This is a genomic window from Pedococcus sp. 5OH_020, assembly GCF_027812955.1.
Classification (GTDB): Bacteria; Actinomycetota; Actinomycetes; order Actinomycetales; family Dermatophilaceae; genus Pedococcus.
In genome coordinates this window covers 746,375-764,061 of the sequence record NZ_JAPYZV010000001.1, presented here as the reverse complement: position 1 = coordinate 764,061, position 17,687 = coordinate 746,375, and the positions used below count along the sequence as shown (strand labels likewise).

Genomic DNA, 17,687 nt, shown 5'->3' with positions numbered 1-17,687 from the left:
CAGCTCGAGCAGGTCATGGCCGGGTGCGTGATCCTCGTGACGGCGGACCGCCGCTCAGCAGAGCTCGCCTCCGCGCTGAGCCGACGCGGCGCAACCGTGACCCACGCGCCGGTGATGAGCATCGTTCCGCACGAGCACGACGAGGAGCTGCTGCTCGTCACGAAACAGCTGCTCGAGACTCCGCCGGACACCGTGGTGATCACCACCGGCATCGGCTTCCGGGGGTGGGTCGAGGCAGCCGACACCGCGGGTCTGGCTGACGAGCTGGTCGAGCGGCTGCGCGGAGCGCGGCTCATCGCGCGGGGCCCCAAGGCGCACGGAGCTCTCCAGGCGGCCGGTCTTCAGGCCGACTGGGTGGCCGAGTCCGAGACCTCCGCGGAGATCCTCGACCTGCTCCTGGCCGAGGGGGTCGCCGGGCGGCGCATGGCGGTCCAGCACCACGGCGCGGGAGCCGACGGCCTGGACCGCGAGCTGGCCGCTGCCGGTGCGCAGGTGCACAGCCTCGTCGTGTACCGGTGGGGTCCCGCACCGGACCCGCCGGCGGTGCGCCAGTCAGTCCTCTCAGCAGCTGCCGGCGAGGTCGACGCCGTGGTGTTCACCTCGGCTCCTGGTGCCGCCGCGTGGCTGGCCGCAGTCGAGGAGGCGGGGCGGGCGGACGAGATCCTCCGACGGCTGAGGTCGGGGGCCATGGTGGCCGCTGCCGTCGGGCCGGTCACGGCGAAGCCCTTGCTGGCCATGGGGATCCAGCCCGTCATCCCCGACCGTGGTCGGCTGGGCGCCCTCGTCCGCGCCCTCGTCAGCCACTACGAGCAGGCGCGGAGCACCGCCGTGTGCACCTCGGCCGGTCCCCTGCAGGTACGCCGAACGGTCGCGCTCCTCGACGGACACGTGCTGGCCCTGTCACCCAGCGGCCTCGAGGTCCTGCGGCTGCTGGCGGACAGAGCCGGGGAGGTCGTCACGCGGGAGGAGGTCCTCTCCGTCCTGCCGGGCGACTCCAGCGACCCGCATGCCGCCGAGGTCGCCATCGCCAGGGTCCGCGAGATCTGTGGCAGACGGGGCCTCATCCAGACGGTGGTCAAGCGCGGCTACCGACTGACCGTCGGCTGACCCTCACCGAGGTCGACGCGGGGCTGCCCGGGTCAGTGTCGACCACCTTCGACGGAGCCCTGCACCACCACGGGCTCCCCGTCGGCCACCAGCTTCCAGTCGTACGTCGTGAACGTGGTCGGGTCGATGACGGCCTGCTCGGTGGCCCAGTCGATCAGCAGCTGGCGGATCTCGACCTGGGCGTTGTACAGAACCGGGGCGCTCGTCACGCCGGGGAAGCCGCCGCCACCGGACTGCCGGTAGTTGTTGATGGCGATGACGAACTGCGCCGCCGGGTCGAGGGGCTGGCCACCGTACGTCAGGTTGGCGATGCGCTGTCCCACCGGCCTCGCGATGTCGATGTCGTAGGCCAGCGACTCGTCGAGCCCACCCATGATGTCGTAGTTGTACGCGGGGATCGGAAGGTGCGTGCTGGGGCTTTCCGCACCGGTGATGTCTGCGGGGGCGAACGGTCCGGTGCTCGCGACCGTCTCGAAGTACGCCGCGGAGTACTCGAGGTAGTCCTTGACCTGCGCCCCCGTGAAGCGGATGCCGAGCAGGGTGTTGTCGTAGATGTACAGGCCAGCCACGTCCCGCACCGTGACGTTCCCGGCGGGGATTGCGGCGTCGGGGTTGAACGGGGCGGCGATGGACAGGACCGGCAGGTTCTCGTCCGCCGTGCCGGCCAGAGCCGACTTCACGGCGTCCGCCTGGACGTGGTTGATGAAGTCGATCGCCGCCGTGTCCTCGAAGTCGGCGGTGGCCGCGGACATCGGCGCGGTGCACGTGCCGATCACCGAGTTGACGTAGGTCCGGACCACCGCGTGGTCGTCGCGGACGAGCGCCGCCACCTCCTCGTCCTCAGGCACGGTGTTGGCGTCGAGCAGGTGCGCGTGGGCGTCCGTCAGTGACCACCGCTGCCCGTCGTACGCCACATCGAGGTCCATGACGGAGAGCCGCATCCCCCACTTCAGCGGCTCCGTGAGCAGCACCTGCTTGCCCTTGGTGACCGCGCTGGCCACCAGCTGCTCCCGGATCTCGACGTGCGCGTGCCCGACGAGTACCGCGTCCACGCCGGCGACCTGCTGAGCCAGCTGCAGGGACGCGTTCTCGGGGTAGGGCAAGGCGTCGCCGTACGACGAGCCCGGCTTGGCCCCCGAGTGGCACGCGACCACGACGAGGTCACAGCCCGCCTGCTTCAGCTTCGGCACCCAGACCTTCGCCTGCTCCACGATCCCGGGGAACTTCAGCTGGCCGTCGACGTTCGCCTTGTCCCAGATCGCCACACCGGGGGTGACCAGGCCGAGTACGCCGACCTTGAGCGGCTTGGCGACGCCGGGCACCTTGTAGGACTTGATCAGGTGTGGCTGGAAGGCCGGGGCACCCGTCGACCAGTCGACGGTGTTGGCGGACAGCAGCGGGAAGCCGCACTGGCTCTCGAAGGTCCGCAGCGTGTCGATCCCGTAGTTGAACTCGTGGTTCCCCAGCGCCGCGGCGTCGTAGCCGATGGCGTTCATGGCCTTGGCCATGGGGTGCGTCGAGCCGCCGGTGATCGGGTCGATGCGGGCGTAGTAGTACGCCAGCGGCGTGCCCTGGATCGTGTCGCCGGCGTCGATGGTGAGCGTCCTGTCGGCGCCGCGCTCGGCGCGCACCATGCTGACCAGCGTGGCGATCTTCGCCAGGCCGATGTCGTTGTGCGGCGCGTCGTCGTAGACGGTGTCCTTGAAGTAGTCCCAGTTGAGGACGTTGCCGTGGGTGTCGGTCGTGCCGAGGACGCTCAGCCGGAAGGTGACCGGCCCGGGCCGGCCCTTCTCCTGCACGGCCTGAGCCGAGCCGGGCGCAGCGAAGAACGCGGCGCCGGCGCCCGCTCCGCCCACGACGGCCATCGTCAGAACCTCACGACGCGAGCGCTGCCGGCGGGCAGCCGGTGTGGTGGCAGCCACTGTCGCCGCAGCCGGTGTGGTGGCAGGCGGTGTGGTGGCAGGCGAAGGAGTCACGGTCTCTCCTCGGGACGGGCGCGGAGGGCGGTGGCCCGACCGACCGGGTGCGGGCGGCGTCGACGACGCAGCGGGACGTGACCAGCCTAACGCGTGGCCCTGACCGCCCACCGGGGGTCTGTGGAGAAAGGGTCTGCCGGGGAGCTAGCCGATGCTGTAGTCGGACCCCGCCGGCGTACTGCCCCGGCTCCAGGACCGGGCGTAGCTGCCGTCGTCCACCGCCAGCCCAGCCTCGCCCAGCTCCAGCGGGCGGAAGGTGTCCACCATGACGGCCAGCTCGTCGAAGTAGTGCACACCGATCGAGGCCTCGCTCGCTCCGGGCTGCGGTCCGTGCGCATGCCCTCCCGGATGCACCGAGACCGAGCCCTTGCCGATGCCGGACCCCTTGCGGGCCTCGTAGTCACCGTCCACGTAGAACATGATCTCGTCGCTGTCGACGTTGGAGTGGTAGTAGGGCACGGGGATGGACAGCGGGTGGTAGTCGACCTTGCGCGGCACGAAGTTGCACACCACGAAGTTCCAGCCCTCGAAGACCTGGTGGACCGGCGGCGGCTGATGGACCCGGCCGGTGATCGGCTCGAAGTCTCGGACGTTGAAGGCGTACGGGTACAGGCAGCCGTCCCACCCGACGACGTCGAGCGGGTGGAACGGGAGCGTGTGCACCGTGCCGACGATGCCGCCGCTGCTCGCCGGCCCGGTGCCGCGGTGCTTGATGAAGACCTCGGTCTCCTCGCCGTCCGTGGCGCCCACATCCTCCGCCAGCAACGGTCCCACCGGCCCGCGGAGGTCCCGCTCGCAGTACGGCGCGTGCTCCAGGAACTGGCCGAACTTGGAGAGGTACCGCTTCGGCGCGGTGATGTGGCTGTTCGCCTCGATGCAGTAGGTGCGCAGCGGGTCCTTGGTGGAGCGCCTGGGGATCCAGCGGTGCGTGGTGGCTCTCGGGATGACCAGGTAGTCGCCCTCAGCGACGTCGAAGGCCCCGAAGACGGTCTCCACCCGCGCCCTGCCGCGCTCGACATACACGCACTCGTCGCCGATCCCGTTGCGGTACCAGGGGCTCGGGGCACCGGCCACGGCGTACGAGATGCGTACGTCGCCGTTGCCCAGCACGAGCCGACGTCCCGTCACGACGTCGGTCGCCTTGACGTCCTTGGGGGCGAAGAGGTCGTGCAGCCTGAGGTGACGCGGTTGCAACGGGTGGTTGGGGATGGTGGCCAGGTCGCCGACGGCCCACTCGCGGGCCTGCGTGATCGTGGAGGGGATGTTGCGGTGGTAGAGCAGCGAGGAGTCCGAGGAGAACCCCTCCTCACCCATCAGCTCCTCGTAGTACAGCTCCCCCTTGGCGCCCCGTGCGGCCGGCCGCCGGTGCTGGGTGTGCCGTTTCGGCGGGATGCTGCCCTGGTGCTGGTAGAACGCCATCGCTCACTCTCTCGTCCTCGAGGGGGGTCAGCCGAGCATGTCATGCGCCGGCTCCGGCCGGACACCCTCCCGTGCGGCGTGCGCGGCCCCCGGTAGCCTGCCCACCATGACCTCGCTGTCGGACGCCGTCGCCGACCGCCTCGCGGAGCCGGCGCTCTTCACCGCCCTTGTGGACGACGCCGCCGTGTTCCCCCCCGGCGACGCACCGCTCGCAGTCGCGGTGCGTCGACATCGTCTCCACCGACGGAGCCCGTATGCCGCGGCAGTCGGCGCGTTGCTCGTCCCGGCCGCCGCGGCGAACGACCTGCTTGCCCTGCTGGACGGCGGCGACCCGCTGCGGGTCGCGGTCGTGGCCCGCCCCGGCACCCCCTCCGGTGAGGTCGCGGCGGCCCTGGCGCTGCTCGGCTCGCGGGACGACGTCCGTGTCGCGGGTGCGGAGCTCGGCTGGACCTCGGCCTGGCGCGACGCCTCCTTCGGCGTGCCCCTCAGCCTGGAGGTCCCCAGGGGCGATCTCCAGCCCGCTGCCCTGGCGGACCTGGCGTCCCCCGCTTCCGACTCTCCACCGGTGCAGGCCAAGTTCCGTACCGGAGCCATGGCAGGCTGGCCGTGGCCGGACGAGCGCGAGCTGGCGGCGTTCATCCGGGGGGCGGTGGACCACGACCTCGGCTTCAAGCTCACCGGGGGGCTGCATCACGCGGTGCGCGGCAGCTGGGACGGCCAGGAGCAGCACGGGCTCCTGAACGTCATCACAGCGGTGCGCTGGGCGCTCAACGGTGAGGACGTCGACGAGCTGGTCCCACTGCTGGCGGAACGTGACCCGGCGGTCCTGGTCCCTCAGGTCGTGCGGATGAGCGCGGCGGACGTGGCGGTGGTCCGCGCCTTCTTCACCGCGTACGGCTGCTGCGAGGTCACCGACCCGCTGCGTGAGCTGACCGCCCTCGGTCTCGTGGAGGGACCTAAGTGACCGCCGCCGACTCGCCGTGGCTCGAGCTCGCGCCCGGGCACCCGTTCGGGGTCGACAACCTGCCCTATGGCGTGTTCTCCACGCCGGGAACCGCGCCTCGTGTCGGCGTGCGGATAGGCGACCAGGTGCTCGACGCCGGCGCCTGCGCAGAGCAAGCCGGCATGGAGTCCGGTGAGGTATGGCTGACGCCCAGCCTCAACGCCTTCCTGGCCCAGGGCAGGCAGGCCTGGAGCGCCGCCCGGCACTGGCTGCAGGAGCAGCTCACGAACGAACGCCGTCGCGACTGCGTCGAGCAGCACCTGCTGCCGGCCGAGTCCGTCACGCTGCACCTTCCGCTGGAGGTGGCCGACTACGTCGACTTCTACGCCAGCGAACAGCACGCCACGAACGTCGGTCGCATCTTCCGCCCGGGCGCCGAACCGCTGACCCCCAACTGGAGGCACCTGCCGATCGGGTACCACGGTCGCGCCGGCACGGTGGTGGTGTCGGGTACCGACATCGTGCGACCGACCGGCCAGCGCAAGGCTCCGGAAGAGCCGGCACCCACCTTCGGCCCCAGCATCCGGCTGGACATCGAGGCGGAGCTCGGCTTCGTGGTGGGGGACGCGACCCGGCTCGGCGACCGGGTCGCGGTGGACGACGCCGGGGACCATCTCTTCGGGGCAGTGCTGCTCAACGACTGGAGCGCCCGAGACATCCAGGCCTGGGAGTACGTCCCGCTCGGCCCGTTCCTCGGCAAGTCCTTCGCCACGTCGGTCTCGGCCTGGGTGGTGACGATGGACGCGCTGGAGGCCGCCCGGGTGGGCCTGCCCGGGCAGGATCCGCAGCCGCTGCCCTACCTGCGCGGCGAGCACCCGCCGTACGGCCTGGACGTCCACGTCGAGGTCGAGCTGAACGGCACCGTCGTGTCACGTCCGGAGTACCGCGACCTGTACTGGTCCCCGGCGCAGATGCTGGCACACCTGAGTGTCAACGGTGCCTCCGTGCGTGCCGGCGACCTGTTCGGCTCGGGCACCATCTCGGGCCGCGAGCGGCAGACCCGGGGCAGCCTGCTCGAGCTGTCGTGGAACGGCACCGAGCCGGTGACGCTCTCGGACGGAGCCACTCGTTCGTTCCTCGAGGACGGCGACACCGTGGTACTCCACGCCTGGGCGCCCGGGCCCGGCGGCGTGAGGATCGGCTTCGGCGAGGTCAGCGGAACCGTCGTCCCGGCCCGCTGATACCCGGTCCGGTCAGCGGGGCCGCTGCGGCCCCACGACGACGTTGGTGCCCGCCAGCTTGTCGTGCAGCGCCTGCTTCTTGTCGTCCCACGCCGGCCACAGCAGGTCGAGCACCCGCACGAGCTGCGCCACGGTGCCCACCAGAGGCACGAGCTCGATGACGAACAGGGCCACCGGCAGCGCGAGACGCCTCAGGACCACCGCGGTCGAGGGCACGCCGGGGTGCTCCCGGGCGCGGACGCTGATACCGACGACGCGCTTGCCCGGAGTCTGGCCGGAGCGGGTCAGGAAGAAGAGCTGGTAGACCACGTAGACCACGATCGCGACGAGCGAGTACAGGACCAGCTGGCCGCGGTCGATGCTGCTGACGAGCCCCGTGACGTCCGGCTGACGCCCCGCCTCCGTCTCGCGCATCATCGTCCCGAAGGCGTCGAAGTAGCCCGAGAACGCCTTGGTGAGGAACGGGAACCCGAGCACCAGCCCGATACCCAGCTGAATCGCCCAGTCGATGACGAACGCGCCGGCACGCTGCCAGTAGCTTGCCAGCGGCTGCCCGTCCGGGGTGGTGTCCCGGTGTACGAGGCCGGGGTAGGCCGGAGCGTTCCACTGGCCCGGCTGTGGGGCGCCGGGAAACTGCGGGTGCGTGGGCCCGTGCTGACCGGACTGCGGTGCCTGCCACTGCGCCGGGGCCTGACCGGGCGCCTGTCCAGGGGCCTGACCGGTCTGGCCCTGGTACTGGCCCTGCTGCTGGCCCTGCTGCTGCCCCTGGTACTGCTGCCCTGGGTACTGCGGCGGGGCGACCACCGCTGGAGTGGCCGTCGTCGGTCGGGTGGCGCGGGGGGCCGTGTGACTGGTCCAGATGACGCCGTCGAAGTAGCGCAGCTGGGTGCTGTCGGCCGGGTCGTCGAACCAGCCGGCGTGCTTGGGCATGTACATGCCCTCAGCCTCTCACGGCAGACCGTCGCTCCTGCGCCGGTTCGGCTGATGCGTCAGAGGTTGCCTCGCGCGTCCTGCTCCCGCTCGATCGCCTCGAAGAGTGCCTTGAAGTTGCCCTTGCCGAAGCCCAGGGACCCGTGCCGCTCGATGATCTCGAAGAACACCGTCGGCCGGTCCCCCAGGGGCTTGGTGAAGATCTGCAGGAGGTAGCCGTCCTCGTCCCGGTCGACGAGGATCCTGCGCTTCTGGAGCTCCTCGATCGGCACCCGCACCTGCCCGATGCGGGCCCGCAGCTCGTCGTCCTCGTAGTAGGAGTCGGGGGTGTCGAGGAACTCCACCCCGTTGGCGCGCAGCTCGTCCACCGTGCGCAGGATGTCGTTCGTCGCGAGGGCGAGGTGCTGCGCGCCCGGGCCGTTGTAGAACTCGAGGTACTCGTCGATCTGGCTCTTCCTCTTGGCGATGGCCGGCTCGTTGAGCGGGAACTTCACGCGGTGGTTGCCGTTGGCCACCACCTTCGACATGAGGGCGGAGTAGTCGGTCGCGATGTCGTCCCCGATGAACTCCGCCATGTTCACGAACCCCATGACGCGGTTGTAGAACCGCACCCACTGGTCCATCTGGCCGAGCTCGACGTTGCCGACGATGTGGTCCAGCGCCTGGAAGAGCCGCGTGGGTGCGCCATCGCGCTTGACCCAGGTGGAGCGGGCGGCCACGTAGCCGGGCAGGTAGGGCCCGTCGTACCGGGACCGGTCGACGAGCGTATGGAGGGTCTCGCCGTACGTCGCGATGGAGGCGGTCCGCACGGTGCCGTGCTCGTCGGTGACATCGTGCGCCTCGCGGACGACCCGGGCGCCCGCTGCCTTCGCCTGGGCGACGCAGCGGTCCACGTCCGGCACCTCCAGCGCGATGTCGACCACGCCGTCGCCGTGCCTGGCGTGGTGCGCGATGAGCGGGCTGTTCGGGCTCACGGCTCCGTTGACGACGAAACGGATCGAGCCGGACCTGAGCACGAACGACTTGTGGTCGCGCTGCCCGTTCTCCGGGCCGGAGTACGCGACCAGCTCCATACCCCACGCCGACTGGTAGTAGTGCGCGGTCTGCGTGGCGTTGCCCACGACGAACACGATGGCGTCCCACCCCGTGACGGGGAAGGGGTCCTTGCTCTCGTCGTACTCCACCAGGCCGACGAGCTGCTTCAGCTGGTCCAGGTCGAGGTTCGCCTCGCGCTCTGCAGGGGTGAGGTCGAGGCGGGTGTGCGTTGCTTCGGTCGTCATGTCGGGAAGGGTGGCGACTCCGCGCACGGTGTGCAACCGTGTGGCGGCTCAGTGCACACTCTGCGCACAGTGTTGCGCCGAGAGGGCGGGCGTGTGGACAATCTGTTCATGACGGTTGACCAGCTCGACGGACGGCTGATCGCGCTGTTCACCGAGCAGCCGCAGATCGGGGTCCTCGGGGCCTCGCGCGTGCTGGGCGTCGCGCGTGGGACGGTGCAGGCGCGGCTGGACCGGCTCGCTTCAAGGGGGGTGATCCGGTCGTGGGCGCCGCAGATCGACCCCGCAGCGATGGGCTATCCGGTGTCCGCCTTCTGCACGTTGGAGATTCGTCAGGGACGGGGCCACTCGCCGGTCGTCGAGCACCTCTCCGCGATCCCCGAAGTGCTCGAGGCGCACACGATCACCGGTTCGGGCGACCTGTTCATCCACGTCGTCGCTCGCGACAACGCCGACCTGCAGCGGGTCATCGACGCGGTGGTGGACGACCGGCACGTCGTCCGGGCGAACACCGCCATCTCGCTGGCCACCCGCATCCCGCTGCGCACCCTTCCCCTCGTCCGAGCCGCCGCGTCCGGCGGAGACGCTGCGATGCCCGGCTGAGTCCTGCCGGCGGGGCCCGAGCGGCTCGCACGAGTCCCGTCAGCAGGGGTCAGACCGCCACCACGACTCGACCGCCAGCACGAGTCAGACCGCCAGCAGGAGTCAGGCCTCCAGGCGGAAGCCCAGCTTGACCGTCACCTGCCAGTGCGCCACGGCGCCGTCGACGATCTGGCCCCGCACGTCCTTGACCTCGAACCAGTCGAGGTTGCGGATCGTCCTGGCGGCCTGGGTGACGGCGTTCGTGACGGCGGCGTCGACCCCGTCGGGAGACGTGCCGACCACCTCTGAGATCGAGTACACGTGATTCGCCATGCCGTCCTCACCTTCTCCGGCGGCCCCCGTCGGGCCGTACGTGGTCAACCTAGCGACCGCGTGCACCGCCCGCCCAGGGTGGAGACGCCACAGTGCGGAGTCAGGGCGGAGGCTGAGGCTCCCGCGAGGCCGGGAAGCCTCGCGGCTTCAGCGACGGCCGACGAACCAGGCGCGGATCCGGTCGACGCGCGCCGCGACCTGCTCGGAGGTCGCCTCGTCGAGGGCCGGACCACCGCAGGCGCGCCGCAGCTCGGTGTGCACCACGCCGTGGGGCGAGCCGGTCTTGCGGGCGTAGGCGGCCACGAGCTTGTTGAGCTCCTTGCGCTGCGCGGCGAGAGCGCGGTGCGCCGAGACCTGCGCCGGAGCCGCGCTCTTGGGCCGCCGCGTGCTCTGTGCGGTCTGTCGTTCGTGCAGCAGTACCGCGACCTGGTCCGGTTCGAGCAGGCCCGGCAGCCCGAGGTACTCCTGCTCCTCGTCCGACCCGACGGACGCGTTCAGCCCGAACTGCTTGGCGTCGAACAGCACATGGTCGAACTCGGCGTCCGACTCCAGCGCCTCGAAGGCCCGCTCGTCGGCGTCCGGCGCGCGGGCTGTGCGGTTGGCGGCGGAGAGGAGGGCATCCTCCTCGGCCCAGAGGGACGCGGCGTCGTCCGCTGTCGCCGTCCGGTCCAGGGCATGGTCGCGCTCCTCCTCCAGGCGGGCCGCGTGCTCGAGCACGACGGGGACCGAGGGCAGGAACACCGACGCCGTCTCACCTCGCCGCCGGGCGCGCACGAACCTCCCGACGGCCTGGGCGAAGAACAGCGGCGTCGACGTGGACGTCGCGTAGACCCCGACGCACAGGCGGGGCACGTCGACCCCCTCGGACACCATCCGCACCGCCACCATCCATCGCGACCCGCTCGCGGCGTACTCCTCGATGCGGGCCGACGAGCCCGCGTCGTCCGAGAGCACCAACGTGGGCTTCTCCCCGGTCAGCGACTCCAGGATCCGCGCATAGGCCCTCGCGGTGGTCTGGTTGGAGGCGATGACCAGTCCGCCGGCGTCGGCGACGCCGCGGCGCACCTCGGTCAGGCGCTTGTCCGCCGCGGCGAGGACGGACGAGACCCACTCCCCCTTGGGGTCCAGGGCGGTCCGCCAGGCGTGCGCCATCGCGTCCTTGGTCAGCGGCTCGCCCAGCCTTGCGGCGACCTCGTCGCCGGCCTTCGTGCGCCAGCGCATGGCGCCGCCGTAGGCGAGGAACAGCACCGGTCGCACGACACCGTCGCGCAGCGCCTCGGCGTACCCGTAGGTGTAGTCCGCCGCCGACCGGCGGATGCCGTCCATCCCCTCGGCGTAGGTGACGAACGGGATGGGTGAGGTGTCCGAGCGGAACGGCGTCCCGGTCAGGGCGAGGCGGCGTGTGGCCGGCTCGAACGCCTCCCTCATGGCGTCGCCCCAGGACAGGTTGTCGCCGCCGTGGTGGATCTCGTCGAGGATCACGAGCGTGGGCGCCGCCTCGGTGCGGGCGCGATGCAGGGAAGGGCGACTGGCGACCTGGGCATACGTCACGGCCACACCGTCGTACTCGCTGGAGTGCCGGGCGGAGGAGTTCGAGAACCTGGGGTCGAGGTGGATCCCGACCCGCGCGGCGGCGTCCGCCCACTGGGTCTTCAGGTGCTCGGTGGGGGCCACCACCGTGACCGCCGAGACGGTCCCCCGGCCCAACAGCTCCGTGGCCAGCCGGAGCGCATACGTCGTCTTGCCGGCTCCCGGCGTCGCCACGGCGAGGAAGTCGCGTGGTGAGCGGTCCAGGTACACCGCCAGGGCGGCCTGCTGCCAGGCGCGCAGCTTGTCCGCCGTGCCCCACGCCGCCCTCTCCGGGAACGCTGGGGAGAGGTGGGAGGCGGCGGCGGTACTCATAGGGCGGCCACGATAACCGCCGCCCGGAACCGACATGCCGGGGCCCCGGCGTGCGAGCCGGGGCCCCGGTCCTGTGCTACGGCGTGTCGGGCGCCGCGGCGTCGAGCAGGCTCACTTCCCCTGGCGGTAGGTCACCCAGGAGCTCTGTATCCGAGTGGTCTGGCCGGGCGAGAAGGTGTTCATGCAGGCGTCGTCGGTGTAGTCCATGAAGTTCTTGATCGGGTCCAGCCCCGCGGAGGAGGCGCAGCTGTCGCGGCCGGTCGGGCAGCCGAAGGCCGCCGAGGCCTCGGCGGGAGTGTCAGACACGTAGTCGCCCTGGCCGGTGCAGCCGCCCTGGAACGTGTGGTACAGGCCGAACCAGTGGCCGGCCTCGTGGGTCGCGGTGTCACCGAGGTTGTACGGCGACGCCGTCCCTCCAGGCAGGCTCTGGTCGAGCACGACGACGCCGTCCATCACGTCGTACGACGACTTCGGGAAGGTGGCCCACCCGAGAAGCCCGCCGGAGAGGTTGGCCGTGTAGATGTTGAGGTCGTCCATCGTCCCCTTGCGTAGGGCGGTCTTCATGGCCCGCTCTGCGCTGCCGCCCTGCGCGAGGTTGTACCAGCCGCTGTTGACGGTCGTCTCCGTCCCTGCCAGCGAGAAGGAGAACCGCGAGGACGCGTAGGCGTTCTTGAGGACGTTGAGCTGGTTGGTGATCTGCGTCGAGGTGACCTTGCCATGGGTTCCGTCGCTGATGACGTGGACGTACACGTTCACGGTCGTCGCCGCGAAGGCGTTGGTCGTGCCGCCGGGCTTGCGGGCCGAGCCGTCCGAGCCCTTGCTGTAGCCCTTGGCGGCCATGTCCTTGGCGAAGGCGGTCTCGAAGGCCTTCGCCTGGGCGGGGCTCAGCTCGTTCGCGTCCTTACGGTTGCCCCCCGCGGCCGCCCGGGCGGTGTTGACGGCGTCCGTGTGGGTGGCGCACTCCGCTTTCACGGAGTCGAGGCCCGCCATGGGCTGCGCGCCGGCGCTGCCCTGTCCGAGGGAGAGCGCGGCTGCGCCGAGCACCAGGCAGGAGAGTGCGATGCGGGATCGTCGCGACATGGGTGTCCTTTCGCGGGGCTCCACCGGGTGTGGACAGGCCCGAGAAGGCGACGCTACGGAGCACCTGCTCACCGGTTGCTCAAGGGCGGGTAAAGAGTCCTCCCGGGTTTCACCGGGTGGCCGATGGAAGGAACAGGCAGGTCACAGGCCCGTCCAGGCTCCATTCTGCGCCAGCGTTCCGGCTACTCCTGGCCGTCCTGCGGGGCGCGGAGCCCCTCGTAGATCTCCTTGCAGGTGGGGCACACGGGGAACTTCTTGGGGTCGCGTCCAGGCACCCAGACCTTTCCGCAGAGCGCGACAACGGGCTCCCCGGACAACGCGCTCTCGAGGATCTTCTCCTTGCGGACGTAGTGCGAGAAACGTTCGTGGTCGCCCGGTTCCTGGAGCTGCTCCTCGACCTGCTCGCGCTCGAGCACCGCCGTCGACGTGGACGGCTGGGCCGACGGGGCCAGGGGGTCGTCCAGGGGGATCTGAGGGTCGCTCATGCGCCGAGTGTATGCCGCGCGCTCAGTTCAGCTCCGGGTCGGCCGGGAACGTGGAGACGAAGGCGAGATGGTCACGCTGGCGACGAAGAACGCGGACCCACAGCCCCTGTGGGTCGTCGTCGAATGCGTCGCGGCCCTCGGACTCGACGACATACCAGCTGCCGGAGCCGACCTCGTCCTCCAGCTGTCCGGGCGACCACCCGGCATACCCGGCGAAGATCCGCAGTCCGGCCACCTCCGGGACGACGATGGACGGCGGTGTGTCGAGGTCGACGAGACCGAGTCCGCGGAACAGGCGCTTGACCCCCATGGGCTCGACGTCCCCGGGCACGGTGACCAGACCCAGAGCACTGTCCAGGCCCACCGGCCCACCCTCGAAGAGGACCGACGGCGACGTCGCGTGCTCCTGCCAGTCGGGGAGTACCGCGTCGACCCGGGCCTCCATCGGCCGGTTGAGCACGACTCCCTGGGCACCCTCGGCGTCGTGGTGCAGCAGGAGCACGACGCTACGACGGAAGACGCCGTCCTCGATCTGCGGCGTCGCGACGAGCAGGCTGCCCGAGAGGTCGGTGAGCTCCACGCCTCCATTCTTACCCGTAACGTCAAAACCCCGGTCGTACCGACCGGGGCTCTGACTGTTCGGGTGACCCACCGTGGGCGCGGCCCGGGGGCGGGACGGGTCAGCCGCGGGGAGCCCGCGAGTACCCTGAGCGGTCGCCGTCGCGGGCGACTGCACGCTCACCCCTGAAGGTACGTCCGCCGTGGCGCGGTCGACGCGGACCGTCCCCGCGAGCACCCTCTCCGCGAGGCCCACCGGGACGGCGTCCGCGCTTCTCGCCCTCGAGGATCCGGCGGACCTTGTCCTCCGGGACCGGGACCCCGCTGGGGCTGGTGGCGCCCGTGGCGGCAAGCCGCTCATCGCCTGGGACGGCCTTGGTGGGCAGCGCGTCGATGCCGGCGTCCCGCGCCATCCGCTCCATGGTGCGGCGTTGGTGCGGCAGCGCCAGGGTCACCACGGTGCCCTTGTCGCCGGCCCTCGCCGTCCGGCCGGATCGGTGCAGGTAGTCCTTGTGGTCCGCCGGTGGGTCCACCTGCAGCACCACGGAGACGGCGTCGACGTGGATGCCGCGGGCTGCCACGTCGGTGGCGACCAGCACGGGCAGCGAGCCATCGCGGAACGCCCCGAGGACACGGTTGCGCGCGCCCTGGTTGAGGCCACCATGCAACGCCGCGGCGAACACACCCTGCTCCCGCAGCTGCAACGCGACACGGTCGGCGCCCAGCTTGGTGCGCACGAAGACCACGGTGCGGCCGGCACGGTTCGCGACCTCGGCGGTGATCGTCTTCTTGTGCATGGGGTCGATGAGGAGCACGTGGTGCTCCATCGTCGTGACGGAGGCCTTGGCGTCGTCGGTCGAGTGCGTCACCGGGTCGGTCAGGTAGCGGTCGACGAGTTGGTCGATGCCGTTGTCGAGCGTTGCGGAGAAGAGCATCCGCTGGCCGCCCGCCGGCATCTGGTCGAGGATCGCGGTGACCTCCGGCATGAAGCCCATGTCGGCCATGTGGTCGGCCTCGTCGAGGACGGCGATCTCCACGTCACCGAGCCGGACGGCCTCGCGCTCGATGAGGTCCTTCAGGCGGCCTGGCGTCGCGATGAGGACCTCGACGCCGCGGTTGAGGGCGCTGATCTGCGTGGTGTACGACAGCCCGCCGGCCACCAGCTTGTGACGCAGCCCGAGGACGTGCACCAGCGGCTCGAGCGCGTCGGAGACCTGCATGGCAAGCTCGCGCGTCGGGACCAGCACCAAGGCGCGCGGCGCCCGGGGGGCCGCCTTGCGCCCGTCCGCGAGACGAGAGAGCAGTGGCAGGCCGAAGGCCAGCGTCTTGCCCGAGCCCGTCTGACCGCGGCCGAGGACGTCCTTGCCGGCCAGCGCGTCAGGGATCGTCGCCGCCTGGATCGGGAACGGCGTGGTGATGCCGTCCCGGGCGAGGCGCTCCACCAGCCGCTCGCTGAGCCCGAGCCCGGCGAAACCGTTGTGGGCGTCGACCACGACGGGACCGTCGACGCTCTTGCGGGTCGCCTTCACCCAGGTGTCCGCCTCCAGGCGCTCAGCCTCTGGGTCGACCACCGCGTCGAAGCGAGGGTTGGGCCGGGAGCCACGGTCCAAACGGTCACTTCGCTCGTAGCGACGCGGACCACGGCTCTCGTCACGAGAGAACTCCCGACGCGGGCCACGGCTCTCGTCACGGGAGAACTCCCGACGCTGCGGACGCTCGTCACGCGAGAACTCCCGACGCGGGCCACGGCTCTCGTCACGGGAGAACTCCCGACGCTGCGGACGCTCGTCACGGGAGAACTCCCGACGCTGCGGACGCTCGTCACGAGAGAACTCCCGACGCGGGCCACGGCTCTCGTCACGGGAGAACTCCCGACGCTGCGGACGCTCGTCACGAGAGAACTTTCGACGCTGCGGACGCTCGTCACGGGAGAACTCCCGACGCTGCGGACGCTCGTCACGCTCGAGGCGACGCTCGCCGTCGCGGGACGGGCGGGCGGCATACGGCTTGCCGGGCGCAGGAGCGGACTGGCCACGATGGGCCTTCTTGGGACCCTTCTGGGCGGCAGCCTTCTGGTCGGCTGTCCAACGGGCCTTTTTGGGCGCGCTGGATCGCAGGTTCTTGGGCACAGATATTCAACTCACTTCAGGTACTCGAGGCAGACACGTCTCGAGCTACCTGGCGAGGGCAACGATGAAGACGAGCCTCAGGCGCTGAACGCCCGGTGGACCGGACCAACACTTGTCATCCGGGGGGCCCAGTCGGAGTAGGAACAGTGGAGCGTGGCGACCTTGCCACGTGTGGCGCTGCCAGGCACCGCCGATCTGAGCAGGACCAGTCTACCAGTGACGCAACCGCCGCCCGACCACGACCACCGTGACGCCGAGCACCACCCCGCTCAGGTCCGCCACCGCGTCCCATACGTCGCCGGAGCGATGCGGAAGGACGTAGTGCTGGAGGAGCTCGCTGACCGGCGCATGGAGTGCGAGCAGGGCGACCACCAGCCGCGGACGGGCCCTGGCCAACAATGCGAGAGCGGTCGGGACGCCGAACAGCAACACGTGGACCACCTTGTCGCTCCATGTGACGGGTCCTTCGACGGTCACCTGCGGCCAGTACAGCGCCGCGAGGTGCAGGACGACCACCACCGCCAGCAGCACGCGAAGTCGCCGGCCCGTGCGCGTCGACGCACCCGTCGGGGCCGTGGCTGTCGAGGGGCTGCTCACCCGCCCACCCTAGGCGGGCCGACCAGGTGGCCCGAACCAGGGGCTCGACGCAGCTCGGCGGAATGAGCCCGGCGACAAGGCTGTTGGCACGGCACGTGAGCACCTCCCGCGGCCGTCCCCTGTCCCTGCTCGACTTCGTCGACGTACCGCAAGGGCTGACCGCCCAGGACGCCATCCGCAGGAGCGTCCGCACCGCTCAGGCCGCGGACCGTCTGGGCTACTCGCGCTACTGGATCAGCGAGCACCACAGCTTCGCCGGGCTGGCCAGCAGCTCGCCGGAGATCCTCATCGCTCACCTGGCCGGGCTCACCGAGCGAATCCGGGTCGGCGCGGCAGGGATCATGCTGCCCAACCACTCCCCCCTCAAGGTCGCGGAGTGGTTCCGCACCCTGGAGATGCTGCACCCCCGCCGGATCGATCTCGGGCTGGGGCGGGCGCCGGGCACGGACCAGCTGACGGCGTTCGCCCTCCGCCGTTCGCGTGAGGCTCTGACTGCGGACGACTTCCCGCAGCAGGCGGCCGAGCTCATCGCGTTCCTGTCCGACCGCTGGCCCGCAGACCACCCGTTCCGGTCTGTGCTCGCCACGCCGCTCGTGGACACGTCCCCCGAGCTGCTCATGCTGGGTTCGAGCGGCTGGGGCTCCTCGTTCGCCGCCGCGAACGGAATGACGACGGTCTTCGCGCACCACATGAGCCCGGGCCTCGCCGTGGACGCGCTGCGCGCCTACCGCCGCGACTTCCGTCCCGGACCGCTGGGTGACACTCCCAGGGTGATCATCAGCGTCCTGGCGCTGGCCACGGACGACGACGACGTGGCCGCGGACTTCCGCGCCGGGTGGGCGCTGCAGAGGCAGCGCATCGGCCGGGGCGACACGAGGCGGCCCAGCTCGGCCGAGATCCGCGAGTTCCGCCTCTCGGAGGAGTTCCGTCGGATCGAGCCGACCCTGGCGGGACGCGTGTATGCCGGACCGCCAGCCTCGGTCGCGGCGGGACTGACCGCCCTGGCGGACGAGGCGGGAGCCGACGAGGTGACCCTCGTCGCGCCGACGCCCGACCTCGAGGCGAGGCTGCGAAGCCTCGAGCTGCTGGCAGCGGAGTTCGCGCTGCCTGGCCGGTAGCTGTTCGGAC

Annotated in this window: 16 protein-coding genes; 5 read left to right on the top strand and 11 right to left on the bottom strand. The window is 70.9% G+C overall.

What is annotated here, in order from left to right; translation table 11 throughout:
* The first annotated feature begins 15 nt into the window (after positions 1–15).
* A complete protein-coding gene (locus PHA84_RS03365; protein WP_270886701.1) occupies positions 16–1,107 on the top strand; it encodes a uroporphyrinogen-III synthase in 1,092 nt (363 codons plus the stop codon).
* A 32-nt stretch (positions 1,108–1,139) separates the two neighbouring features.
* On the opposite strand, the gene PHA84_RS03360 is transcribed toward PHA84_RS03365, so the two are convergent.
* Both PHA84_RS03360 and PHA84_RS03355 read right to left on the bottom strand, forming a co-directional pair.
* Positions 1,140–3,083 carry a bifunctional metallophosphatase/5'-nucleotidase gene (locus PHA84_RS03360; RefSeq protein WP_270886668.1) on the bottom strand — a complete coding sequence of 648 codons (1,944 nt, stop codon included), beginning with the start codon at positions 3,081–3,083 and terminating at the stop codon, positions 1,140–1,142.
* A gap of 144 nt (positions 3,084–3,227) precedes the next feature.
* Positions 3,228–4,502 (bottom strand): homogentisate 1,2-dioxygenase, encoded by a 1,275-nt coding sequence (locus PHA84_RS03355; protein WP_270886667.1) that lies wholly within the window; start codon positions 4,500–4,502, stop codon positions 3,228–3,230.
* Between the two features lie 106 nt (positions 4,503–4,608).
* Here PHA84_RS03355 and PHA84_RS03350 point away from each other — a divergent pair, with 106 nt between their 5' ends.
* Positions 4,609–5,466, top strand: coding sequence for a hypothetical protein (locus PHA84_RS03350; protein ID WP_270886666.1), 858 nt, complete (start codon positions 4,609–4,611; stop codon positions 5,464–5,466).
* Entirely contained in the window at positions 5,463–6,686 is a 1,224-nt protein-coding gene (fahA, locus tag PHA84_RS03345; protein WP_270886665.1) for a fumarylacetoacetase, read from the top strand. The genes PHA84_RS03350 and fahA overlap by 4 nt, the downstream gene beginning before the upstream one ends.
* A 12-nt stretch (positions 6,687–6,698) precedes the next feature.
* On the opposite strand, the gene PHA84_RS03340 is transcribed toward fahA, so the two are convergent.
* Both PHA84_RS03340 and hppD read right to left on the bottom strand, forming a co-directional pair.
* Positions 6,699–7,622 carry an RDD family protein gene (locus PHA84_RS03340; RefSeq protein WP_270886664.1) on the bottom strand — a complete coding sequence of 308 codons (924 nt, stop codon included), beginning with the start codon at positions 7,620–7,622 and terminating at the stop codon, positions 6,699–6,701.
* A gap of 53 nt (positions 7,623–7,675) precedes the next feature.
* The gene (hppD, locus tag PHA84_RS03335) at positions 7,676–8,896 is read right to left on the bottom strand and encodes a 4-hydroxyphenylpyruvate dioxygenase (RefSeq protein WP_270886663.1); all 1,221 of its coding nucleotides are present in this window, start codon (positions 8,894–8,896) and stop codon (positions 7,676–7,678) included.
* A 108-nt stretch (positions 8,897–9,004) separates the two neighbouring features.
* On the opposite strand from hppD, the gene PHA84_RS03330 reads away from it, so the two are divergent.
* A complete protein-coding gene (locus PHA84_RS03330; protein WP_270886662.1) occupies positions 9,005–9,496 on the top strand; it encodes an Lrp/AsnC family transcriptional regulator in 492 nt (163 codons plus the stop codon).
* A gap of 102 nt (positions 9,497–9,598) precedes the next feature.
* On the opposite strand, the gene PHA84_RS03325 is transcribed toward PHA84_RS03330, so the two are convergent.
* The 7 genes from PHA84_RS03325 to PHA84_RS03295 all read right to left on the bottom strand — a co-directional run bounded on the left by PHA84_RS03325 (position 9,599) and on the right by PHA84_RS03295 (position 16,559).
* On the bottom strand, positions 9,599–9,808 hold the full coding sequence (locus PHA84_RS03325; protein ID WP_270886661.1) for a dodecin: 210 nt from the start codon (positions 9,806–9,808) through the stop codon (positions 9,599–9,601).
* Between the two features lie 147 nt (positions 9,809–9,955).
* Positions 9,956–11,710 (bottom strand): DEAD/DEAH box helicase, encoded by a 1,755-nt coding sequence (locus tag PHA84_RS03320; protein WP_270886660.1) that lies wholly within the window; start codon positions 11,708–11,710, stop codon positions 9,956–9,958.
* Positions 11,711–11,821: 111 nt separating this feature from the next.
* Positions 11,822–12,790, bottom strand: coding sequence for a zinc metalloprotease (locus tag PHA84_RS03315; RefSeq protein ID WP_270886659.1), 969 nt, complete (start codon positions 12,788–12,790; stop codon positions 11,822–11,824).
* A gap of 182 nt (positions 12,791–12,972) precedes the next feature.
* On the bottom strand, positions 12,973–13,275 hold the full coding sequence (locus PHA84_RS03310) for a DUF3039 domain-containing protein (protein WP_270886658.1): 303 nt from the start codon (positions 13,273–13,275) through the stop codon (positions 12,973–12,975).
* A gap of 22 nt (positions 13,276–13,297) precedes the next feature.
* On the bottom strand, positions 13,298–13,855 hold the full coding sequence (locus tag PHA84_RS03305; RefSeq protein WP_270886657.1) for a YqgE/AlgH family protein: 558 nt from the start codon (positions 13,853–13,855) through the stop codon (positions 13,298–13,300).
* Between the two features lie 100 nt (positions 13,856–13,955).
* A complete protein-coding gene (locus PHA84_RS03300; RefSeq protein WP_270886656.1) occupies positions 13,956–15,962 on the bottom strand; it encodes a DEAD/DEAH box helicase in 2,007 nt (668 codons plus the stop codon).
* Positions 15,963–16,172: 210 nt separating this feature from the next.
* Entirely contained in the window at positions 16,173–16,559 is a 387-nt protein-coding gene (locus tag PHA84_RS03295; RefSeq protein WP_270886655.1) for a VanZ family protein, read from the bottom strand.
* A gap of 95 nt (positions 16,560–16,654) precedes the next feature.
* On the opposite strand from PHA84_RS03295, the gene PHA84_RS03290 reads away from it, so the two are divergent.
* Positions 16,655–17,677: an LLM class flavin-dependent oxidoreductase gene (locus tag PHA84_RS03290; RefSeq protein WP_270886654.1), complete on the top strand. Its 1,023-nt coding sequence runs from the start codon at positions 16,655–16,657 to the stop codon at positions 17,675–17,677.
* The last annotated feature ends 10 nt before the right edge of the window (positions 17,678–17,687 follow it).